Origin of the sequence: Acidovorax sp. KKS102 (assembly GCF_000302535.1) — a bacterium.
Lineage (GTDB): Bacteria > Pseudomonadota > Gammaproteobacteria > Burkholderiales > Burkholderiaceae_C > Acidovorax.
Map to the genome: position 1 here is coordinate 1801536 of NC_018708.1, position 22099 is coordinate 1823634.

The window sequence follows — 22099 nt, forward strand, 5'->3', positions numbered from 1 at the left end:
GGTAAACGCGGGGTTTGGGGCGCCATCCACAGCGGTCGAGCGGATCTGTGCACTATGAAAAACGCCCTGCGCCGCAGGTGCGGGGCAGGGCGTTGGAGCCAGCAAAGGCTGGGTTGCGAGGCTTACGGCGCTTACAGCGAGTCGATGAAGCTGCGCAGCTTGTCGGACCGGCTGGGGTGCTTGAGCTTGCGCAGCGCCTTGGCTTCTATTTGGCGAATGCGCTCGCGGGTCACGTCGAACTGCTTGCCCACTTCTTCCAGGGTGTGGTCGCTGGTCATTTCAATACCGAAGCGCATGCGCAGCACCTTGGCTTCGCGCGGCGTGAGGCCGTCCAGGATGTCCTTGACCACATCGCGCAGGCCCGCCTGCATGGCGGCTTCGATAGGCGCGGTGTTGGCACCGTCCTCGATGAAGTCGCCCAGGTGGCTGTCGTCGTCGTCCCCGATTGGCGTTTCCATGGAGATCGGCTCCTTGGCGATCTTCATGATCTTGCGGATCTTGTCCTCGGGGATTTCCATCTTGGCCGCCAGGATGGACGCATCGGGCTCGAAGCCAAACTCTTGCAAGTGCTGGCGGCTGATGCGGTTCATCTTGTTGATCGTCTCGATCATGTGCACCGGAATACGGATGGTGCGCGCCTGGTCGGCGATCGAGCGAGTGATGGCCTGGCGAATCCACCAGGTAGCGTAGGTCGAGAACTTGTAGCCCCGGCGGTATTCGAACTTGTCCACCGCCTTCATCAGGCCGATGTTGCCTTCCTGGATCAAGTCAAGGAACTGCAGGCCACGGTTGGTGTACTTCTTGGCAATCGAGATCACGAGGCGCAGGTTGGCCTCGATCATTTCCTTCTTGGCATCGCGCGAGGTGGCTTCACCTTCGTTCATGCGCTTGTTGATGCCTTTGAGCTCGGCCAGCGGCACCACGACGCGCGACTGCAGGTCGATCAGCTTTTGCTGCAGGTCCTGGATGGGCGGAATGTTGCGCGCCATCACGGCCGACCAGGGCTTGCCAGCGGCGGCCTGCTTCTCGACCCACTGCAGGTTCAGCAGGTTGGGCGGGAAGTCCTTGATGAAGGTCTCCTGAGGCATGCCGCACTTGTCCACGATGATGCGGCGCAGCTCGCGTTCCTTCTTGCGCACATCGTCCACCTGGCCGCGCACCATGTCGCACAGCTTCTCGATGGTCTTGGCGGTAAAGCGGATGGTCATCAGCTCGGCCGACAAGGCCTGCTGGGCCTTGATGTAGGCAGGCGTGCCATAGCCTTCCTTGTCGTACACCTTGTGCACTTTTTCAAACAGCTCGCGCAGCTTGTCAAAGCGCTCCAGCGCCTGCTTCTTGAGTTCTTCGAGCTTCTTGGTCAGCGCCTTGGAGCCGCCCTTGCCGTCGTCATCGTCGGCCTCGTCGAATTCGTCGAAGTCTTCTTCGGCCACATAGTCGTCGGCCTCGTTGGGGTTGGAGAAGCCGTCCACGATGGTCGAGATGACGACCTTGCCTTCGCGGATTTCCTCGCCCATGTTGAGGATCTCGGCGATGGTGGCGGGCGATGCGCTGATCGCCTCCATCATGGCCATCAGGCCGCCTTCGATGCGCTTGGCGATTTCGATTTCGCCTTCGCGGGTCAGTAGCTCCACGGTGCCCATTTCGCGCATGTACATGCGCACGGGGTCGGTGGTGCGGCCGAATTCCGAGTCCACGGTGGACAGCGCGGCTTCAGCGGCTTCTTCAGCTTCTTCTTCTGTAGCACCTGCGGGAGCGTTGTCCGTGATGATCAGCGCTTCGGCGTCAGGCGTCTGCTCGTACACCGCCACGCCCAGGTCGTTCAGGGTGGTGATGACGGCTTCGAGGGTTTCGGCATCGACCAGCTTGTCGGGCAAGTGGTCGTTGATTTCCACGTGCGTGAGGTAGCCGCGGGTCTTGCCCAGCTTGATCAGGGCCTTGAGGCGCTGGCGGCGCTTTTGCATGTCTTCTTCGGACAGGACGGTTTCGTCCAGGCCGAATTCCTTCATCAAGGCGCGTTCCTTCGCCTTGCTGATCTTCATGCGCAGAGGCTTGACCTTCTCGACCGTGGCGGCGGCCTCAGGGGTCTCTTCGATCTCGCCTTCGAGGTCGGCTTCGATGTCCGACAGGTCGGTGTCGTCCACGCTCTCATCGCCGCCGGCGGCTGCCTTGGGCTTGCGGCCGCGCTTGGCGGGCGCTTTGGCTTCGGCGGCACCAGCGGCCTTGGCAGGGCGGCCAGGCTTTTTCTTGGGCGCTTCTTCGTCGTCCGCAGCTGCGGCGACGGCCTTGGCGCGGGCAGGTTTTTTCTTCAGCAACTCATCGGCAGCTTTGATCAGCTCGGCGGTACTTTTCACGGGCACAGTTTTCACTTTCTTGGCGACCGGGGCGGGTGCAGCGGCAGCGGCCTTTTTGGGGGCCGCCTTGGCCGGCGCTTTGGCCGCGGTTTTGGAGACAGCCTTTGCGGCAGTGCCTGAGGCAGACTTGGGCGACTTCGCGGACTTTTGAGCGGGCATGGAGCAACCTCAGAATCAAAAACGGACACAAAGAAAACGCAAGCGCCTCAGATCCCGGCGCGGGTGGCAACGCAAAGCAACAGGGGCTTTGCGCTTGAGGGGGAGCCCTCAGCGGCAAGATGTCTGGGCGATCATTTGGTGTGCAGTCCTTGCGATAAGTGGGCCCATCAGCGCATAGGTGCGCGTTTGTCACGGTGGCCCGGCTCGGAGGTGCTGCTGTCGCTCTTGCCAATAACTAACCTTATATTATACCGCCCGCACCCGATTCAAGTGGTTTTTGGCGCTATTTGCTCCAGCTCCTTGCGCTTTTCGGCCAGCGCCCGGTAGCGCTCCAGGGCTGATGGGTCTTGTGCCACCTGCAGCACCAGCACTTTTTGCTGCTCCTTGATGTCTTCGATCTGCATGCGGGTGAGCAGGTCGCGCAGCTCCAGCCGCAATTCGTGCAGCTCGCCCTCGGTCTGCGCGTGCGAGCCGGTCATCACCTTCACGGCCAGCTCTTCGCACTCGTGGTCGCGCAGACTCTCGCGCAGTACGGCCCAGGCCAAGGGGCCGTGTTCATGAAACTGCGCCTCCAGCCACGCGAACAGCGGCCCATGGGCCCCCGGCTGCGCCGCCAGGATGGTGTGGTCGTCGTGCGTCAGCTCTTCCAGAAACGCCATGTGCGACAGCAGCAGCCGCGCGGCATGGTCGGCGCGGCTCATGGCCGGCGTGCGGGGCAGGCGGGGTTGGGGCGGCCAGGGGGCGTCCTTGTCGCGCTTTTTCCAGCCGCCGCCGCTTTTCCAGTCGCCCCCTTTGCGAAATGGGGGTTTGCTACCGCCATAGCCGCTTGGGCCACTGTGACCGTTTTGGCCTCCGTAGCCGCCCTGGTGGCTGTAGCTGCCGTATCCGGGGTCATAGGCCGGGCCCGCCGATTCGGTGTGGGGCTGCCAGCCATCGGCGTCGGGCGGGGCGTCCCAGCTGGGGGCGTCATCGGCGGTGGGGCGGGGCTGTTGGCGCTGCGGGGGCGCGTGGTGGGCGGCGCGCAGGCCGTCGCGGGCGGCGGCCTGGCCCCACAGGTCCGACAGGTCGCGGGCATTGAGCTGGGTCAGTTCGGCCAGCTCGCCCAGCAGCTGGCGCTTGAGCACGCCATCGGGCAGCGCCGTCCACAGTGGGCGTGCGTTACTCGCCATATGGGCGCGGCCCTCGGCGGTGGCCAGGTCGCATCCTTCGCTGGCCGCTTCCACCAGAAACCGGCTCAGCGGCGTCGCTTGCTCGACATGGCGCGCGAACGCATCCGTACCGTGCTCGCGGATGAAACTGTCCGGGTCGTGCTCGGCGGGGAGGAACAGAAACTTGATGCTGCGCGTGTCGGTCGCATGGGGCAGGGCGCCGTCCAGCGCCTTGCGGGCCGCACGCCGTCCGGCGCTGTCGCCGTCAAAGCTGAAAACCACCGCGTCCGTAAACCGCAGCAGCTTTTGCACATGCTCGGGCGTACATGCCGTGCCCAGCGTGGCCACCGCGTTCGGAAAGCCCAGCTGCGCCAGCGCCACCACGTCCATGTAGCCCTCGGTGACGAGCGCGTACCCGGCCTCGCGGATGGGCGTGCGGGCCTCGAACAGGCCATACAGCTCGCGCCCCTTGTGGAACACCGGGGTTTCGGGGGAGTTGAGGTACTTGGGCTTGTCGTCGCCCAGCACCCGGCCGCCAAAGCCGATGTATTCACCTTTGACGTTGCGGATGGGGAACATCACCCGGTCGCGGAACCGGTCGTAGCGCTTGCCGCCATCTTCGTCGTTGACGATGACCAGGCCGCTTTCTTCCAGCAGCGGGTCGTCGTAGCTCGGGAACACGCTGGCCAGGCTGCGCCAGCCCTCGGGTGCGTAGCCCAGTCCGTAGCGCTTGGCCACCGCGCCCGAGACGCCCCGGCCCTTGAAGTAGCCAATGGCGCGCTGCGATTCGCGCAGATGGCGGCGGTAGGCGTCAGCAGCTTTCTCCAGCACCTCGTTCAACGTGGCCTGCTTCTGGCGCGCCGCGGCGGCACGTTCCTTTTCTTGCGGGGAGATGTCATCGTCGGGCACCTGCAGGCCCACGCTCTGGGCCAGGTCCTGCACCGCCTCGACAAACCCCATGCCCGCGTGATCCATCAGAAAGCTGATGGCATTGCCGTTCTTGCCACAGCCAAAGCAGTGATAGAACTGTTTGGCGGGGCTGACGCTGAAAGAAGGCGACTTTTCCCCGTGAAACGGGCACAGTCCCATGAAGTTGGCGCCGCCTTTTTTCAGCTGGACGTAGCGCCCCACGATGTCCACCACGTCCACACGGGTGAGCAGTTCCTGAATGAAAGACTGAGGGATCGTCACGCGCCCTATTGTCCGCGTAAACTCTTTGTAACCAGTTATTGCTGGAAAGGCTTTTGGCATGGGGTTCGCGGCACGGGGGCGGGCGTGGTGGGGCAGGGCGCTGCACAGGTGGTGCGCCAGCCTGCCCGTGTGCCTGCTGGCCCTGGCGGGGCTCGCGCTGCTGCTGCCGGGGGCTGCGCGGGCCGAGGCGGTGCTGCGGGTGCTGGCCTGGCCGGGGTATGCCGACCCGGACTTTGTGGCGGTGTTTGAGAAGCGCCATGGGGTCAAGGTCGAGATCACCACCGTGGCGTCGGACGATGTCCTGCGCGCCAAGATGGAGAGCGCCGAGGGGCCGGGGTTTGACCTGGTGGCTGCCAACACGGCAGAAATTGCGCGACTGATCCTGCATGACAAGCTGGCACCGTTGCCGCTGGGCAACATCCGCAACACTGCGGGGCAGCTGCCCCGGTTTCGCCAGCTGCACACCATCTCGGGCATTGGCTGGCGGGGCGAGGTTTACGCCATGCCCTTCACCTATTCCGAGATGGGGCTGGTGTACGACCGCCAGCAGTTCAGCACGCCCCCGCAGTCGATCGCCGTGCTGTGGGACCCGCGCTGGCAGGGCAAGGTGCTGGCGTTTGACGGCAGCAGCCACGGTTTTTCGCTCGCGGCCATGCGCCGGGGCCTGCCGCCGTTTCGCATCGAGCCCGACCGCTTCAGCCCCTTGGCCAAGGACCTGGTCGCACTGCGTCGCAACGTGCGGTCGTTCTACAGCCTGCCGGAGGAGTCGGTGGAGCTGTTTCGCAAGCACAAGGTGGCGGTGATGCATGCCAACTACGGCCAGCAGCAGCTCAAGCAGCTGCGCGATGCAGGGCTGGATGTGGGCTATGTGGTGCCCAAGGAGGGCGCGCTGGCCTGGCTGGACTGCTGGGCCATCACCCGCCGCTCCACCCAGGTCGCGCTGGCTGCCGAGTGGATCAACTACATGCTCGACCCGGCCGTGAGCCGCGAATTCACGCGGCGCCAGGGCCTGGCCAACACCCTGGACGAACCGCCGGCGCTGGCGGGCGATGTGCCCGGGGGGACCATGGGACCCATCGTGTGGCTGGAGCCGGTGGAAGACGAGGCCCTGCGCGCCCGTCTGTGGCAGCGCATCGTGTCGGGCGACCGACCCAACCGGTTCTGATCGGTGCTGACCCATGGCCCGTATGAAATGGAGCATCGCGCTGAGGCTAGGAGCCCTGCTGGCCTCGTTCAGCGTGTTTGCGGCCATTCTGGCGGGCTACTACACCTTTGATTCGAGCCGCGAACGCCTGCAGGGTCGGGCCGAGCGCTCGCTGCTGGCCACCACGCAGGTGCTGGCGCGTCACATGCAAACTGGCTTCAGTACGGTGGCGCGCGACACGGCCTTTCTGGCCGACGCCGCAGCCGTCGAACAAGACCAGGGGCGGCTGGCCGACCTGTTCAAGGCCAACCTGCAGGCCCATCCCGCGTATTTGCAGATCCGCTACATCAGCGCCGGCGACTATGGGCTGGAGCTGGTGCGCATCGACCGCCAGGGCGACAAGCTGGTGCGCGTGCCTGATGACCAGCTGCAGGAGAAGTCGCACTTTCCGTTTGTGTTCGAGGCCCTCAGCCTGCCCGATGGCGAGGTGTATGTGTCCGAGTTCGGCATCAACCACGAAGACGCCGCGCAGGAGGCGGCCGTGCCCGTGTTCAACATGGCGTCGCCCGTGGTGCAGGGGGGGCAGCTGCGGGGCGTGGTGGTGGTGCGGGTGGCGGCGGCGCCGTTCCTGCATAACTTCAACGCCGCGCTGCCCACCCCCTACGGGTTTTATCTGAGCAACCGCTGGGGTGACTTTCTGGTGCACCCGGACGCCACGCAGACCTTCGGCTTTGACCGGGGCCAGCGCATCCTGATCCAGGAGTCGTTCCCGCAGGTGGCCGCGCTGGTTGATGGCCGTGCCGAAGAGGCGGTACTCAGCCAGTCCGGCACCGACGACGAGGAGGCGCGTGTCTTTGCCTTTGTGCGCATGCCCTTTGGCAACGCGGACGAGGGGCGTTTCATGGTCGTGGGGCTCTCGCAGCCGCTGGCGGTTGTGCAGGGCGAGGTGCTGGACCTGGGCCGCAGCATCCTCAAGATCCTGCTGGTGCTCAGCGTGGTGGGTGTGGCCCTGGCGGCCGGGGTGTCGCTCCTGGTGACCCAGCCGCTGCAGGCCATGGTGAAGGCGGCGCAGGCATTTTCACGCGGGGAGGCCCACGGCGCGCTGCCGGTGCACCGGGGCGACGAGGTGGGCGAGCTGGCCCGCAGCTTCCAGGACATGGAGCAGCAGATCAGCCGCCAGCTGGCCGAGCTGAACCTGAGCCGTGACGCCATGGCCCACCTGGCGCACCACGACGCACTCACCGGCCTGCCCAACCGCCGCATGTTCGAGCAGCGCCTGGCCCAGGTGCTGGAGCTGTCGCGCCGCAGCGGCCGCAGCTGTGCCCTGTTGTTCGTGGACCTGGATGAGTTCAAAGCCATCAACGACACGCGCGGGCATGCTGTGGGCGACCTGGTGCTGCAGGCGGTGGCTCGCACCATCGTCGGCGCCGTGCGGCAGGTGGACACCGTGGCCCGGCTCGCCGGGGACGAGTTCACGGTGCTGTGCGAAAACGTGGATTCCGAAGAGGCCGCGCTGCAGATCGTGACCAAGCTGCAGCACGCGTTCGAGCCACCGCTGGACATCGACGGCGAGCCCCTGGCCGTGCGCGCCAGCATCGGCCTGAGCCTGTTCCCCCGCGACGCGCAGGATGCGCGCACACTCATGGCAAGCGCCGACGCGGCCATGTACCGCATCAAGCAAGGCCACAAGCGCAAGTTGTGAGACTGCGCGCTGCGGCCCACCTTGTCCACGCGCCGGCCCGTGTTGCTTTCGTGTCAGCCTGCGGCGCTAGGCTGTGTGTCGTTCACCTTCTTGCACTGACCCATGACCTCCATCTTTGACCAGCACCTGCCCCGCAACGAAGCCAACTTTGCCGCCCTGTCGCCCCTGTCGTTCATCGAACGCACGGCCGAGGTCTACCCCGACCGCCTGGCCATCGTGCACGGTGACTTGCGCCAGACCTGGGCCCAGACCTACGCGCGTTGCCGCCAGCTGGCCAGCGCGCTGACGAACGCGGGCATCGGCAAGAACGACACCGTGGCCGTGATGCTGCCCAACACGCCCCCAATGGTGGAGGCGCACTTTGGCGTGCCCATGGCGGGCGCCGTGCTCAACACCCTCAACACCCGGCTCGACCCCGAGGCCATCGCCTTCATGCTGGACCACGGCGAGGCCAAGGCCGTGATCGTGGACCCGGAATTCAGCGGCACCATGGCCAAGGCGCTGGCCCTGCGCACCGCCAACACGCCCATCCGCGTAGTCGAGGTGCAGGACGCCCTCTACGGCCCCGCCGTGCAGAGCCTGGGCGGGACCGACTACGAAGCCTTTGTGGCCAGCGGCGACGCGGCCTTTGTCTGGAGCCTGCCCGCCGACGAGTGGGATGCGATTGCGCTCAACTACACATCCGGCACCACCGGCAACCCCAAGGGCGTGGTCTACCACCACCGGGGCGCCGCCACCAACGCCATCAGCAACGTGCTGGAGTGGGACATGCCCAAGCACGCGGTGTACCTGTGGACGCTGCCCATGTTCCACTGCAACGGCTGGTGCTTTCCCTGGACCATTGCGGCCCGCGCCGGCGTCAACGTGTGCCTGCGCCGCGTGGACGCGCAGGCCATCTTCGACGCCATTCGCACGCACGGCGTCACGCATTACTGCGGTGCGCCCATCGTGCACGGGCTGCTGGTCAACGCGCCCGAGGCCATGAAGGCGGGCGTTCCTGCAGGCGTCAAGGCCATGGTGGCGGGCGCCGCGCCACCGGCCTCGATGATCGAAGGCATGGAAAAAATGGGGTTCGATTTGACCCATGTGTACGGCCTGACCGAGGTGTACGGCCCCGCTACCGTGTGTGCCAAGCACGAGGCCTGGGATGCGCTCGACATTGGTGAGCGCGCCCGCCTCAACGCCCGCCAGGGCGTGCGCTACCACCTGGAGCGCGACGTGCGCGTGCTGGACCCTGAGACGATGCAACCCGTGCCGCAGGACGGCGAAACCATGGGCGAGATCATGTTCAAGGGCAACATCGCCATGAAGGGCTACCTCAAGAACCCCAAGGCCACCGACGAGGCCTTTGCGGGCGGCTGGTTCCACAGCGGCGACCTGGCGGTGCAGTACCCCGACGGCTACATCAAGATCAAGGACCGCAGCAAGGACATCATCATCTCGGGCGGTGAGAACATCTCGTCCATCGAGGTGGAAGACGTGCTCTACCGCCACCCCGACGTGTTGGCCGCCGCCGTGGTGGCCAAGCCCGACCCCAAGTGGGGCGAGACGCCTTGCGCGTTTGTGGAGCTGAAGGCCGGCGCGCAGACAACGCCCGAAGACATCGTGGCGCACTGCAAGAAGCACCTGGCGGGCTTCAAGGTGCCGCGCGCCGTGGTGTTTGGCGAGCTGCCCAAGACCAGCACTGGCAAGATCCAGAAGTTCGAGCTGCGCAAGCAGGCCGGGTCGGCGGCGGCCATCAACGTCTGAGAGGCGCGAGGCTCCTTTCAGGAAGAGACCGCGTGCAGTGGGTTATCAAAATGCTATTTAATTGATAGCTGGTAGCGCATATTCCACTAGCGCATCCACCGCTTTTGGTTTGAAAACATGGGTCAGGGGCTCCTGGGCGCACCGGCGGCGCTGCCAGGGCTGCGTGTCAGCGCCCTTCGTCTACCGCCTCGCGCCAGTCCCGCGCTGACATCCCCAGCTTTTGCGCAAACACGCGCGACAGCGCCGAGGGGTTGGCATAGCCCAGTTCGTGGGCGATGGACTTGAGCGATCGGCCCGTACGCAGGTGCGCCTGCGCCAGCGTCAGCCGCCAGTGCGCCAGGTAGTCGGCGGGGGTGTCCCCCAACACGGCCTTGAAGCGGGCGGCAAACGCGCTGCGCGACATGCCTGCCTGCTGGGCCATCTGCGCCAGGCTCCACGGCTCGCCGGGTGCCTCGTGCAGGGCCGTGAGGGTGCGCGATAGTTGCGGGTCGGCCAGGCCCGTCAGCAGGCCGGGCGGCATCTGCGCCTGCTGCGGGTGGTCCAGCAGCCAGCGCAGCAACTGCAGCAGCACCACTTCAAACAAGCGGTCAGCCAGCACGCGGTGGCCGCAGCGCAGGTGGTCGGTTTCGGCAAACAGCAAGTCCAGCGACTGCTGCAGCCCGTCCACCGCGCCCAGCGGCAGCACCACCAGCGGGGGCAGGGCGCGGGCCAGCGGGTGGCTGGCACCGCCGTCAAAGTCCAGCGCGGCGCAGGTGAAGTCCGAGCCCTCGGTGGGCGCGTTGTGAAAGAAGTGCTCCAGCGGTCGGGCATAGAACAGCAGGCTGGGCTCGCACACCTGAAGCCGCTCGGGCGGGCCCGCCTGGGGCTGGTGCGTGACCACCATCTCGCCCCGGCGCAGCACATGCAAAAAGCCCCGGCCCGGCGCCGCCGCAAAGTGCGTCACGCCACACAGCGGCCCGTTGTGGAACAGGTGCGCCCGCACCCGAAACCGCTCCAGCAGCGGCGACAACCGGTCGAGCTGGGTGGAGGCCTGCGCGGGTGTGGTGGCGGGTGTTGGCATGGTTTTGGATGATTTGGTATGAATTGTGGATTTTATGTGCCAAATGGTGCGCGATGGCGCCGGACACTGCAGGGGTGCCGAGAACAGGCACAAGTTCTCAATCACCTTCATGACCTTCAAGGAACACACCATGTCCGCTACTTCTTCCTCCGTCGCCCGCGTCCCCCTCGTTGACCGCACCGCCGCCACCGGCACTGTGCGCGCCGTGCTCGACCAGGTCCACGGAGCCTTTGGCGCCACGCCCAACATGTTCCGCGCCGTGGCCAATTCGCCCGCCGCGCTGCAAAGCATGTGGGGCGCGTTTGGTGCGCTGGGCGGCGGCGTGATCGGCGCTGCCCTAGGCGAGCAGATCGCCGTGGCCGTGGCCAACCGCAATGCCTGCGACTACTGCCTGGCCGCCCACACGGCCCTCGGCCGCAAGGCGGGCGTGAGTGGCGAGGCCCTGGCCGCCGCGCAAGCGGGCGAGTCAGCCGACCCGCGCACGGCCGCCGTGCTGCGCTTTGTGCTGCAGCTGGTCAACGAACGTGGCCAGGTCGATGCGGCCGATGTGCAGGCCCTGCGCGACCAGGGCGTGAACGACGAGCAGATCGTCGAGATCGTGGCTCACGTGGCGCTCAACCTGTTCACCAACTATGTGAATGTGGCACTGGGCGTGCCGGTGGATTTCCCCGGCGTCAAGCTGCGCCCGGCGCGTTAAAGGGCGTAGCGGCGCGTGTCTGGCCCGCAGGCCGGATGCGCGCCGCTTCTGGTGCCGCTGCTCGCTCGGTCCTGCGGCGGCGCAATCGCAGTCAGTTATTCGCGACGATGATGCGTGCGTTTTCCGCACGCATCACCGGCGGCAAAGTCGTTTGTCAGCCCGGCAGGCCTGCTGCACCATGGCCGCTCCCTTGCCACCCCACCCGAAGGAAGCCGCCCCCGTGAACCCCGCCCACGACGAGCACGCCATCGACACCCTGCCACGCCTGGAGGCCCTGCTGGGCCCGCTGAGCGATGCCTCCGTCCACAAAGAGCTGCCGTATGTGCACCCCGCCTACCGCGCCATGATCGCGGCGTCGCCCTTTGCCGTGCTGGCCACCACGGGCCCTGGCGGGCTGGACGCCTCGCCGCGCGGGGACCCGGCCGGCTTTGTGCAACTGCTGGACGACAAGACCCTGCTGCTGCCCGAGCGCCGTGGCAATAACCGCGCCGACAGCCTGCGCAACATCGTGGCCGACCCGCGCGTGGCTCTGCTGTTCCTCATCCCTGGCGTGGGCGAGACGCTGCGCGTCAACGGCCACGCGCGCATCAGCGTCGCGCCCGACCTGCTGGCGCGGTTTGTAGTCAACGGCCAGCCCCCCAAATGCGTGATCGTGGTCGATGTGCACGCGGTGTACTTCCAGTGCGCCCGCGCCATCCAGCGCTCGCGCCTGTGGGATGCCGTGCCGCCCGGCACCCCACGCCCCGTGCCCACTCCGGGCGCCATCCTGGCGTCCATCACGCAAGGCGCGTTTGACGGTGTGACCTACGACCGCGAACTGCCAGCGCGCCAGCAGGCCACGCTGTATTGAATGGGCGCTGCGACTCCCCGCCGCAGCGCTGCTCCCGTCGCCAGCGCACACAATGGCGGCTGGGTGCGCAGGGCTTGCGCTTCATGGACTCACCGGCCGAACACGCAGATGTGTTGAGGCTCTGTGGTGCGTGCAGCGAGCCCCCCGCGCACGTTCACACCCAGTGAGGGGGAGACATGGATTCCGTGCTGTTGATCGTGGCCCTGGGCGCAGTGGCCGCCGGGTTTGTGCAGGGCCTGTCGGGCTTTGGTTTTGGCATGGTGGCCATGTCGTTCTGGGCCTGGACGCTGGAGCCCCGCCTGGCCGCGCTGCTGGCCGTGTGCGGCGCGCTCACCGGCCAGCTGGTGGCGGCGGCCACGGTGCGCCGGGGTTTTGACCGGGTGCGCCTGCTGCCTTTTGTGCTGGGCGGCCTGGTGGGCATCCCCATCGGGGTGGCCGTGTTGCCCCGTCTGGACATGGACGCGTTCAAGGTCATTCTGGGCACGCTGCTGGTGCTGTGGTGCCCGGCGATGCTGATGGCCAAGCAGTTGCCCCGCATCACGCGCGGCGGGCGCGTGGCCGATGCGCTGGTGGGCATGGCGGGCGGCGTGATGGGCGGGCTGGGCGGCTTCACCGGCGTGCTGCCCACGCTGTGGTGCACCCTGCGCGGGCTGGACAAGGACGTGCAGCGCGCCATCATCCAGAACTTCAACCTGGCCATGCTGCTGGTCACCTTTATCACCTACCTGGCCACCGGCCTGGTCACCCGCGAGGCGCTGCCGCTGCTGGCCATCGTGGTACCCGCCATGCTGGTGCCCGTGCTGCTGGGAGCGCGGCTGTACCACGGTATCAGCGACGCGCGGTTCCGGCAGATCGTGCTGGGCATGTTGACCCTGTCTGGCGTGGCGATGCTGGTAGCCAGCCTGCCCAGGGTGCTGGGTTCGTGAGGCTGAGGCGGATGCCATGTCAGAGTGCCGTCCATGCCCGATGCGGGGGAGGCGTTGTGTGCCAAAGGCAGTTCCGGAGTGCCGGGGCCGTCGGGGCCGCACACACGCGTGCGCTGGTGGGAGCGGGGAGTGGGCAGCGGTCTGTGGCTTGTGAATGGCCAGGCTTGTATTTACGAAATGATTGGTCTAATATCAATCCATGGACACGCATCCCCTTCCTGCGCGGCGCCGGGGCCGGCCGCCCCGCCAGCGCGGGGCTACGGCTGACGCGCGCGAGCTGCTCTTGCGGGCGGGTCTGGAGGTGTTGACGGAAAAGGGTTTCACGGCCACCGGTCTGGATGAAATCCTGCGGCAAGCCCAGGTGCCCAAGGGCTCGTTCTATCACTACTTCGCGAGCAAGGAGGCCTTCGGGCTGGCCTTGATCGACGGCTACGGCGAGTTCTTTGCCCGCAAGCTGGATCGCCACCTGCGCAACCCGGCACTGTCGCCGCTGCAGCGACTGCATGCCTTTGTGCAGGACGCCCAATCGGGCATGGCGCGCTTTGCCTACCGGCGTGGATGCCTCATTGGCAACCTGGGGCAGGAGATGGCTGCACTGCCCGAGAGCTTTCGCACACGGCTGATCGCGACCTTCGAGGACTGGCAGCGTCGCGTAGCCGAGTGCCTGGTCGAGGCCCAGGCGTCGGGCCAACTGGCCATGGATGTGGATACCCAGCGGGTGGCGGCCTTTTTCTGGATCGGCTGGGAGGGCGCGGTGTTGCGTGCCAAGCTGGAGCAGGGCCCCGCACCCCTGGAGACCTTCGCTGCCTTGTTCTTCGCCGGCTTGCAGCCCCGTTAGATTGTCAAAACCATTCATCAGTCATCCACTTCCATGCACAGGAGACCCCTTAGATGTTCAAAGCCATCTTGATCGAGAAAGACGACGCGGGCTACCGCGCAGCCATGCGCGACGTGGACGATGCCCAACTGCCTGCGGGGGATGTGACCGTGCGGGTGAGCCATTCCACCCTCAACTACAAGGACGCGCTGGCCATCACGGGCAAAGGGCCGGTGGTGCGCAAGTTTCCGATGGTGCCGGGCATCGACCTGGCAGGGGTGGTGGAGCACAGTGCGCATCCCGCATATCAGCCGGGCGATGCCGTGCTGCTCAATGGCTGGGGGGTGGGCGAGGTGCACTGGGGTGGTCTGGCGCAGAAGGCCCGGTTGAACGGCGACTGGTTGATTCCCCTGCCCGGAGCCTTCACGCCGCAGCAGGCCATGGCCATTGGCACCGCAGGCTACACCGCAATGCTGTGCGTGCTGGCGCTGGAAAAGCAGGGTGTGCGGCCTGCCGACGGCGAGATCCTGGTGACTGGCGCGGCCGGGGGCGTGGGCAGCGTGGCCGTGGCCCTGCTGGCCCGGCTGGGTTATACCGTGGTGGCCGTCACCGGGCGGCCGCATGACGCCGAGTACCTGCGCCGTTTGGGCGCTGCCGAGGTGCTGGACCGTGCGCAGTTTGCCGCCCCCGGCAAGCCGCTGGGCAAGGAGCGCTGGGCGGGGGCCGTGGATGTGGTTGGCAGCCATGTGCTGGCCAACGTCTGCGCCACCACCAGATACCGGGGTGTGGTGACAGCCTGCGGTCTGGCCGCGGGCATGGACCTGCCCGCCACCGTGGCGCCCTTCATCCTGCGCGGCGTCACCCTGGTGGGCATCGACAGCGTGATGTGCCCGCGTGCAGACCGCCTGCAGGCCTGGCAGCGGCTGGCCACGGATCTCGATCTGGCCCGGCTCGGCGACATCGGCCGCACCGTGGGGCTGGCCGAGGCCCTCCCGCTGGCCCAGCAGTTGCTGGACGGCCAGGTGCGAGGCCGCATCGTGGTGGATGTCAACCAGTAGCCGCGCACAGCGCCCGGGCCCCGATGCACAGAGCATTCCAGGACACCTACGCCGACAAATACAGCCATTGCTATGGCTGCGGCAAGCTCAATCCGCACGGGCACCAGCTCAAAAGCCACTGGGATGGCGATGGCACGGTGGCCCGCTACACCCCCCGGCCCGAGCACAGCGGCGGGGTGCCCGGCCATGTGTATGGGGGCCTGATTGCGTCGTTGCTGGATTGCCATGGCACCGCATCGGCGGCCGCCTTTGCCCACCGTGCCGAGGCCCGTTCCCCGGGCGGCGGCGAGAGCCCGGTGCGCTACGTGACAGCGTCGTTGCGGGTGGACTTCCGGCGCCCCACACCCATGGCACCGAACTGCTCATCACCGGGCGATTGCGTAACCTGGAGGGCCGCAAGGTGTGGGTCGATCTGGCGCTCAGCGCACAGGGCGAAATCTGCGCCGAGGGTGAGATGCTGGCGCTGCGCCTGCCGGGTTGAGCGCCCCCGCGCTTTTCGGCCATCCGCGATGGACATCACGGGGGGCCAAGCCCCGGTGCGGGGCTGAAGCACGCGGTCAGGTCAGTCGCCCATCACAATGCCCTCGCGCCGCGGGTCCGCGCCGCCCATCCACAGCTTCTTGCCATGCGCCTGCCCTCGCGTGATCGCCTGCAGGCCGCTGGTCATGTTCATTTCGCGCACCTCGGCGCCGCGTGCGCGCAGGGCTTCCACCGTGGCGGGTGGGAAGCGCTTTTCTTCGAGCAGCGTGGGGCCGTTCATCGAGCCGAAGTTGGGCAGGTTGATGGCCTGCTGGGGCATTAGGCCCCAGTTGAGCACGCCATACAGCGTCTTGGCCGTGTAGTGGATGATGGCTGCGCCGCCAGGGCTGCCGCCGCTCATCAGCAGCTCGCCCGAGGCCTTGTCGAACACCAGCGTGGGCGACATGGACGAGCGCGGGCGCTTGCCAGGTTGCACACGGTTTGCAATGGGCTGGCCTTGCGCGTCGGTGGGGGCAAAGCTGAAGTCAGTCAGCTCGTTGTTCAGCAGGAAGCCCCTCACCATTTGCCGTGCGCCGAACTGGTCTTCGATGGTCGTGGTCATGGCCACCGCGTTGCCAAAGGCATCGACGATGCTGATGTGGCTGGTGCCGTATTCGGGCTGGTCGGGCATGGGGGCGTAGCTGGTCTTCACGGCGGCCGGGTTGCCGGGCTGGGCAACCTTCATGCTCTGGGTGCCGATGAGCTTGGCGCGCTCGGCCAGGTAGGCGGGCGCGAGCAGGTTGGTCCAGCTGCCGGCGGGGGGCTGCACAAAGTCGGGGTCGGCCACGTACTGGGCGCGGTCGGCAAAGGCCAGGCGGGCGGCTTCGGTGTAGAGGTGCAGCCAGTCTGCGCTGGGCAGGCCGTCCTGCAGCGGCTTGGCGGCGGCGTCGGTGTTCTTCAGGATGCCCAGGATCTGCCCGATGGCGATGGCCCCGGAGCTGGGGGGCGGAAAGCCGCACACGCGGTAGTCCTTGCTGGCCACCTGGTAGTCGTGGCACAGCGCCTCGCGCTTCTTGGGCTGGTAGCCGGCCAGGTCGGCCAGGCTGAGCTTGCCGGGGTTGGTGGGGTGCTTTTGCACCTTGTCCACGATGGCCTGGGCGATCTCGCCTTCGTGCAGGGCTTTGCTGCCTTCGGCGGCGATGCGGCGCAGCACGGTGGCCAGCTCGGGGTTGCGCAGGTTCACGCCCACATCGCGCGCGTCGCCATCGGCCTTGTAGAAGTAGGCGGCGGCCACGGGGTCCTTCTTGAGGTGGGCGTCGGCTTTGACGAGGGTGTTCAGCCGCGCGCTGACCTTGAAGCCGCCTTCGGCCAGCGTGATGGCGGGCTGGAACAGCGTGGCCCAGGGCAGCTTGCCGTGCTGCTTGTGCGCCATCTCCAGCATGCGCACGGTGCCTGGCACACCCACCGAGCGGCCGCCCACCACGCCGTCGTAGAACGGCACGGGTTTGCCGTCGGCGCCCAGGAAGAGTTTTTCATCGGCGGCAGCGGGCGCGGTCTCGCGGCCATCGTAGGCCTCCACCACCTTGCCGTTGCTGTGCAGCAGGAAGGCACCGCCACCGATGCCGCTGGACTGGGGCTCCACCAGCGTCAGCACCATCTGCACGGCAATGGCTGCATCGACGGCGGAGCCGCCGGCCTTGAGGATCTGGTAGCCCGCGTCGGTGGCCAGCGGGTTGGCAGCGGCCACGGCGAACTTCTCGGTGGCCCAGCCCGGTTTTTCGGTGTAGCCGGACGAGCCCTCGGGCTGGGCGGGCACGGTGTAGGCGAACTGGGAGGGAGCGCTGACGCAGCCCGCCAGGGCCACCAGGGTGGCGAGGGCCGCAGGGGCCAGCAGGTTGCGGCTGAACGGGCGGCGCAGGGGCGACGTGGCAGGCAGGGCAGTGGGGGACATGCGGGTCTCCTGTGGGGGCAAGCAGCGAAGCGGCCATGGTAAGGGGCCTTGCTGCAGCCTGCGAGGGCGTGCCAGGGGCTGCTGGAGGGGTTTGCGCAGCGATTGAAGGTGTTTTGTGGCGGTAGCGCTAGTGCAATATGCCTGAGCAGCTATCAAAAAGATAGTTGTTACCGACCGCCAGCGGCTGTTCTCCGGCCCTCTCTGAGCCCTGGTGCGGCGTAGTGACAAGGGGCCCCCGGGCCTGGAGGCTTGCGCCACGCCCTCTCAGGCCGCCTGGGGCCCCGCGCGGCCGTCTTCCACCACAAACCGTGCGAGCGTGGATGCGCCGCTGTCCGCGCGCAACGGGTCGTCCACCACGCGTAGCGTGGTGGTCCAGCGCGCGGGGGTGATGTCGGCCAGGCCATAGCCACGCTGCTCGCAGCGTGCCAGCAGCACATGCGGGTTGTGGCGGACGATGGCGTCCACCTTGGCCTGCGTGGTGCCCGATCGCGAACTGATGGAAGTGCCGCAGAACTCGCTGGCCAACACGGCCGAGTCGGCGCGCGCGGCGTTGGCATGCACGCGGCAGACGTAGTTCTGGTGGATGTCGCCGCCCAGCAGCACCGTATTGCGCGGCGTGTGCCGGGCCACCGATTGCAGCAGGCGCTGGCGTGCGGCGGGGTAACCGTCCCACGCGTCGGTGGGCACCGTGCCAGAGGGGTAGTGGCGTGGTGAGAACAGGGTCTGCTGTGCAATCACGCTCCAGCGCGTGGCCTGTGCGCTCGCCGTATCGGCGGCCAGGCCTGCGTCCAGCCAGCGCTCTTGCAAGCTGCCCAACAGGCTGCGCTGCGGCTGGGCCAGCTCGGCGCAGTCGGCGGGGCGCACAGCGGGTGCGCTGCTGGCCTCAGGGGGGCGGCAGGCTTGCCAGCTGCGGTACTGGCGGCTGTCGAGCAGGTGGATGTGTGCCAGCCGGCCCCAGCGCAGGCGGCGGTAGATTTGCAGAGCGTCCCAGCCCGTGGTGGACGCGGGGCGCTGAAGGCTGGCCGCGCGCAGCGGCATGTTTTCGTAGAACGCCTGCCACGCCGCGCTGCGCTGGGCCAGAAAGGCGGCGCTGCCCGCAGCCTCGCCGCGGCCTGCATCGGCGGCGTAGTCGTTTTGCACCTCATGATCGTCCCAGGTCACGGCCCAGGGGCAGGTGGCATGGGCCAGCTGCAGGGCGGGGTCGCTTTTGTGCAGGGCGTAGCGGTCGCGGTAGTCGGCCAGCGTGGTGGCATGGCGCAGGCTGTGGGTGCGCGCCAGATCAGTGGTGTTTTTGGGTGTGGCGTATTCGTAGATGTAGTCGCCCAGGAACAGCACCAGGTCTGGCTGGTCGGCCGCCAGATGGCGCCAGGCCGCGTAGTGCCCATGCTCCCAGCGCTGGCACGAGGCGAACGCCACCCGCAGCGCCCCGGGCAGGTCGCCCGCCGCAGGCGCGGTGCGCGTGCGGCCTGTGGCGCTCACCGCGTCGCCCAGCATGAAGCGGTAGTGGTACCAGCGCGCGGGTTGCAGGCCTTGCAACTCCACATGTACGCTGTGGCCGAGCGCGGGCAGCGCGGGGGACTCGCCCTTTTGCACGATCTGGGCAAAGCCTGCGTCGTGTGCCACCTCCCACCGCACGGTGTGTGTGGTCAACATCTGCGCCGGATCGGTCAGTGCGAGCCGCGTCCACAGCACCACGCCTTCAGGCGCCGGGTCGCCGCTGGCGATGCCCAGGGCAAAGGGGTTGGTTTGCAGCGCGGGCGGGGTGCTCCAGGCCCAGCGGGGGAGGGCGGCGACGGAGGCAGTCAGCGCTGCGTTGCGCAGGAACTGCCGTCTTTGCTCGGATGTCAATTCAGCTGCCCTTTGCGTCGGGCGCCGTGCTCAGAAACAGACGCAACCCAGACCAGTGGCCGCCGCGCAAGGGCCGCCCGGCCGCGCTGGCGGCGTCCCCCTCTGGGGGAGGGCGCCGAAGGCGACACAGGGGGGAGGTAGTCAAGCCGCCATCACCCGGTTCTTGCCCGAGCGCTTGGCGAGATACATCGCCTGGTCGGCCCGCACGATGGCGTCGGTGGCGCTCTCGCTGTCACTCAACTGGGCCACGCCCGCGCTGAAGGTGATGAGCACCTTCTCCGTGCCTTGCAAGAAAAAGCGCGTGGTCAGCTCGCGTTGCAAGCGGGTCATGGCCGCCACACCGGCTTCGACCGTGGTGTCTGGCAGAACGATCACGAACTCTTCGCCGCCATAGCGGGCCAACAGGTCCTGCGGCCGCATGACTTCGCGCGTGACCTGCGCCAGGTGCACCAGGGCAGCGTCGCCCCCGGCATGGCCCAGCCGGTCGTTGATGGTCTTGAAGTTGTCCACGTCCAGCAGCGCCAGGCACAGCGACGAGCCCAGGCGGCGGGCGCGGGCGATCTCGCGTTCCACCGCCTCGTCCAGGCCCTTGCGGTTGAGGCTGCCGGTCAGCGGGTCGTGGCGCGCCTGGGCGCTGGCGCGGTCCAGTTCTTCCTGCAGTTTGGCGACCTCGGCGCGCTTGGCCTCGGTGCGCTCGCGCAGGTCTTGCAGTTCGTCGTGCGTCACGCGGCTGTCCAGCGCCATGGCGCGGGTGGCGCTCATCACTTCCTGCAGCACCGGGGCGATCTCCTGCAGGGTGCTGGCCTTGCCGATCAGGTCGGCGCAACGCTCCATGGTGCCCTGGTAGCTGGTGCTGGATGCGGTGATGCGCGCCAGCCGCTCGATGAAGGTGGCCAGCATTTCCTTCATCTGCTCTTGCGCCTCCAGCGACCGGGCCTTGGCTTCGGTCTGCTTGAAGATCACGTCCTTGAGCCGGCGCTGCATATCGTCCAGCCGCCGCAGCGTCAGCGGCGGGGTCGAGGCACTCATCAGCGCCTCGGCCTGGCCCTGCAGCCAGCGGTCGTCCACACTGAGCACGGCGATGTTCTCGAAGATCATGTGCAGCAGCTCCAGCAGGCTCGCGCGGATGGAGGCTTGTTCTTCGGTGGCGAACGACAGGCGGTAGCTGAAGTTGCCCAGCATGAGCTGAGCGGTGGTCACCAGTGGGGCGGGCTCGCGCAGAAAGGTGATGAGCTGCTGCGCCATGTCGATGACGCGGGGGTCGTCGTCGCCCAGCGCGGGCAGGGTGTTGTCGATGAGGCGGGCCAGGGCCTCGGCAAACTCGGTGGGCAGTTCGCCCAGTGCGGTGGGCGCATCAGCCACCTCGATGGGTTTGGACGCCGTGGCCGGGTGCAGACCCAGGTTGGCGTAACCCACCATCACGCTTTGCAGCGACGTCCAGTCCTTGGTGATGATGGCGCGTTCGAACTGGCCCAGCAGGCGTTTTTGCGCGGGGGTCTGGCCGGGCAGCACCCGCTGGATGCTGCTCAGCGGTCCCTCGGGGAACGGCTGCGGGCTGCGGATGCCCGCTATTTCATCGTAGATCGCGAGGTAGTTGTCTGGCGTGGGGGCCAGTCGGCGAGCGGCCAGTTGTTTGAGCGTCTCGCGCGCGATCTCGGAAGGTGGTCGGTCGGCCATGGAGGGGCACCAGTGTCAGAGGGGCTGGAATGCGCAAGTGTGACACAGGCAAGGCCTGGAAGGGGCTGGCATACCCCGCCACACGGGTATGCCAGCCGGGACCGTGGCGGCGGCCTTGCGACGTGGCCTGCCGTACGTTCCGAGGGGGGCAGCCAGCCGTCAGTTCACCATGACCAGCTTGCCCATCACGCCGCGTGAGCCCATGTGCGCGTAGGCGGCGGGCAGTTCAGCCATGGGCATGGTGCGGTCGATCACGGGCTTGATCTTGCCCTGGGCGTACCACTGGGCCAGCTCGCCCATCATGGCGGCGTTGGCCTTGGGTTCGCGCTTGGAAAACTCGCCCCAGAACACGCCCACGATGGAGGCCCCCTTGAGCAGCGCCAGGTTGAACGGCAGGGCCGGGATGGGGCCGGACGCAAAACCGACCACCAGGTAGCGACCGCGCCAGGCGATGGATCGGAAGGCGGGCTCGGCAAAGTCGCCGCCCACCGGGTCATAGATCACATCGGGGCCCTTGCCGTCCGTGAGGGTCTTGATGGCCTCGCGCAGGTTGTCCTTGCTGTAGTTGATCGTGGCGTCGGCTCCGATGGAAGTGCACAGCGCGCATTTTTCGTCGCTGGAGGCCGCAGCGATCACGCGTGCGCCCATGGCCTTGGCGATCTGGATGGCCGCCGTGCCCACGCCGCCGGCAGCGCCCAGCACCAGCACGGTCTCGCCCGCCTTGAGTTGCGCGCGGTCCACCAGTGCGTGGTGCGACGTGGCGTAGATCATGATGAATGCGGCCGCATCGACATGCGAAAAACCGTCTGGCAGCGGCATGCACAGGGCGGCGGGGGCGACGGTGTGGGTGCCAAAGCCGCCCGTGCCCGACAGGCAGGCCACGTTCTGGCCAACCTTGAGGTGCGTGACGCCTTCGCCAACAGCGGCCACCACGCCCGCGTATTCCGAGCCGGGCACAAAAGGCAGCGGCGGCTTCATCTGGTACTTGTTCTGCACGATGAGCAGGTCGGGGAAGTTCAGGCTGGCGGCCTTGATTTCGATGAGCACCTCGCCCGCCTTGGGGGTGGGTGTTGGCAGCTCCGTCCAGGTGAGCGCTTCGACGCCGGTGGGGTTGGTGCAAAGCCAGGCATGCATGGGGAAGTCTCCTGTCGGTCGGTCTTGTCAATGATGGCCCGCATGATAGGTGGCGCGCCGGTGTGCAGGATGTCCCACGAGCGACGGGGCCCGGGGTGCCGTCGGCGCAATGTGGTCAACGTGCGTCCGTCGGCGATGCAGCAGTCCGGCCACCTACAATCCGTTGCAACCGCTACCC

Annotated in this window: 15 protein-coding genes; 8 read left to right on the top strand and 7 right to left on the bottom strand. The window is 67.3% G+C overall.

All coding sequences use genetic code 11. From position 1 onward, the window contains the following. Positions 1-131: 131 nt before the first annotated feature. Both rpoD and dnaG read right to left on the bottom strand, forming a co-directional pair. Positions 132-2510, bottom strand: a complete 2379-nt coding sequence (rpoD, locus tag C380_RS08185) for an RNA polymerase sigma factor RpoD (protein ID WP_015013388.1) — start codon at positions 2508-2510, stop codon at positions 132-134. Between the two features lie 266 nt (positions 2511-2776). Further along, positions 2777-4849, bottom strand: a complete 2073-nt coding sequence (gene dnaG, locus C380_RS08190) for a DNA primase (protein ID WP_015013389.1) — start codon at positions 4847-4849, stop codon at positions 2777-2779. 58 nt (positions 4850-4907) lie between these two features. Here dnaG and C380_RS08195 point away from each other — a divergent pair, with 58 nt between their 5' ends. The 3 genes from C380_RS08195 to C380_RS08205 all read left to right on the top strand — a co-directional run bounded on the left by C380_RS08195 (position 4908) and on the right by C380_RS08205 (position 9444). Then, positions 4908-6014, top strand: a complete 1107-nt coding sequence (locus C380_RS08195; RefSeq protein WP_083871594.1) for a PotD/PotF family extracellular solute-binding protein — start codon at positions 4908-4910, stop codon at positions 6012-6014. A gap of 13 nt (positions 6015-6027) precedes the next feature. Next, the gene (locus tag C380_RS08200) at positions 6028-7695 is read left to right on the top strand and encodes a GGDEF domain-containing protein (RefSeq protein WP_238544079.1); all 1668 of its coding nucleotides are present in this window, start codon (positions 6028-6030) and stop codon (positions 7693-7695) included. A gap of 102 nt (positions 7696-7797) precedes the next feature. Next, positions 7798-9444 (top strand): acyl-CoA synthetase, encoded by a 1647-nt coding sequence (locus C380_RS08205; RefSeq protein ID WP_015013392.1) that lies wholly within the window; start codon positions 7798-7800, stop codon positions 9442-9444. A gap of 166 nt (positions 9445-9610) precedes the next feature. On the opposite strand, the gene C380_RS08210 is transcribed toward C380_RS08205, so the two are convergent. Further along, positions 9611-10504 carry a cupin domain-containing protein gene (locus C380_RS08210; RefSeq protein WP_015013393.1) on the bottom strand — a complete coding sequence of 298 codons (894 nt, stop codon included), beginning with the start codon at positions 10502-10504 and terminating at the stop codon, positions 9611-9613. Between the two features lie 130 nt (positions 10505-10634). Here C380_RS08210 and C380_RS08215 point away from each other — a divergent pair, with 130 nt between their 5' ends. From C380_RS08215 to C380_RS08235, 5 genes are all read left to right on the top strand, one after another. Continuing rightward, positions 10635-11201, top strand: coding sequence for a carboxymuconolactone decarboxylase family protein (locus C380_RS08215; protein WP_015013394.1), 567 nt, complete (start codon positions 10635-10637; stop codon positions 11199-11201). A gap of 178 nt (positions 11202-11379) precedes the next feature. After that, a complete protein-coding gene (locus C380_RS08220; protein ID WP_083871595.1) occupies positions 11380-12051 on the top strand; it encodes a pyridoxamine 5'-phosphate oxidase family protein in 672 nt (223 codons plus the stop codon). A gap of 176 nt (positions 12052-12227) precedes the next feature. Continuing rightward, complete coding sequence (locus tag C380_RS08225; protein WP_015013396.1) at positions 12228-12977, top strand: sulfite exporter TauE/SafE family protein; 750 nt, start codon at positions 12228-12230, stop codon at positions 12975-12977. Between the two features lie 199 nt (positions 12978-13176). After that, complete coding sequence (locus C380_RS08230) at positions 13177-13815, top strand: TetR/AcrR family transcriptional regulator (RefSeq protein WP_015013397.1); 639 nt, start codon at positions 13177-13179, stop codon at positions 13813-13815. Between the two features lie 53 nt (positions 13816-13868). Beyond that, positions 13869-14852: an MDR family oxidoreductase gene (locus tag C380_RS08235; RefSeq protein ID WP_015013398.1), complete on the top strand. Its 984-nt coding sequence runs from the start codon at positions 13869-13871 to the stop codon at positions 14850-14852. A 562-nt stretch (positions 14853-15414) separates the two neighbouring features. Here the strand turns inward: C380_RS08235 and C380_RS08245 are convergent. From C380_RS08245 to C380_RS08260, 4 genes are all read right to left on the bottom strand, one after another. Beyond that, the gene (locus tag C380_RS08245) at positions 15415-17262 is read right to left on the bottom strand and encodes a gamma-glutamyltransferase family protein (protein ID WP_015013400.1); all 1848 of its coding nucleotides are present in this window, start codon (positions 17260-17262) and stop codon (positions 15415-15417) included. A 264-nt stretch (positions 17263-17526) separates the two neighbouring features. Continuing rightward, positions 17527-19110, bottom strand: coding sequence for an alkaline phosphatase (locus C380_RS08250; RefSeq protein ID WP_015013401.1), 1584 nt, complete (start codon positions 19108-19110; stop codon positions 17527-17529). A gap of 141 nt (positions 19111-19251) precedes the next feature. Beyond that, positions 19252-20787, bottom strand: coding sequence for a diguanylate cyclase (locus tag C380_RS08255; protein WP_015013402.1), 1536 nt, complete (start codon positions 20785-20787; stop codon positions 19252-19254). Between the two features lie 159 nt (positions 20788-20946). Beyond that, positions 20947-21921, bottom strand: coding sequence for an NADPH:quinone oxidoreductase family protein (locus C380_RS08260; RefSeq protein WP_015013403.1), 975 nt, complete (start codon positions 21919-21921; stop codon positions 20947-20949). Positions 21922-22099 lie beyond the last annotated feature (178 nt).

Coding starts and splice junctions, on each gene's coding strand:
- rpoD (WP_015013388.1), bottom strand. CDS start 2,510: ATGCCCGCTCAAAAGTCCGCGAAGTCGCCCAAGTCTGCCTCAGGCACT.
- C380_RS08195 (WP_083871594.1), top strand. CDS start 4,908: ATGGGGTTCGCGGCACGGGGGCGGGCGTGGTGGGGCAGGGCGCTGCAC.
- C380_RS08200 (WP_238544079.1), top strand. CDS start 6,028: ATGGCCCGTATGAAATGGAGCATCGCGCTGAGGCTAGGAGCCCTGCTG.
- C380_RS08205 (WP_015013392.1), top strand. CDS start 7,798: ATGACCTCCATCTTTGACCAGCACCTGCCCCGCAACGAAGCCAACTTT.
- C380_RS08210 (WP_015013393.1), bottom strand. CDS start 10,504: ATGCCAACACCCGCCACCACACCCGCGCAGGCCTCCACCCAGCTCGAC.
- C380_RS08215 (WP_015013394.1), top strand. CDS start 10,635: ATGTCCGCTACTTCTTCCTCCGTCGCCCGCGTCCCCCTCGTTGACCGC.
- C380_RS08220 (WP_083871595.1), top strand. CDS start 11,380: ATGGCCGCTCCCTTGCCACCCCACCCGAAGGAAGCCGCCCCCGTGAAC.
- C380_RS08225 (WP_015013396.1), top strand. CDS start 12,228: ATGGATTCCGTGCTGTTGATCGTGGCCCTGGGCGCAGTGGCCGCCGGG.
- C380_RS08230 (WP_015013397.1), top strand. CDS start 13,177: ATGGACACGCATCCCCTTCCTGCGCGGCGCCGGGGCCGGCCGCCCCGC.
- C380_RS08235 (WP_015013398.1), top strand. CDS start 13,869: ATGTTCAAAGCCATCTTGATCGAGAAAGACGACGCGGGCTACCGCGCA.
- C380_RS08245 (WP_015013400.1), bottom strand. CDS start 17,262: ATGTCCCCCACTGCCCTGCCTGCCACGTCGCCCCTGCGCCGCCCGTTC.
- C380_RS08255 (WP_015013402.1), bottom strand. CDS start 20,787: ATGGCCGACCGACCACCTTCCGAGATCGCGCGCGAGACGCTCAAACAA.
- C380_RS08260 (WP_015013403.1), bottom strand. CDS start 21,921: ATGCATGCCTGGCTTTGCACCAACCCCACCGGCGTCGAAGCGCTCACC.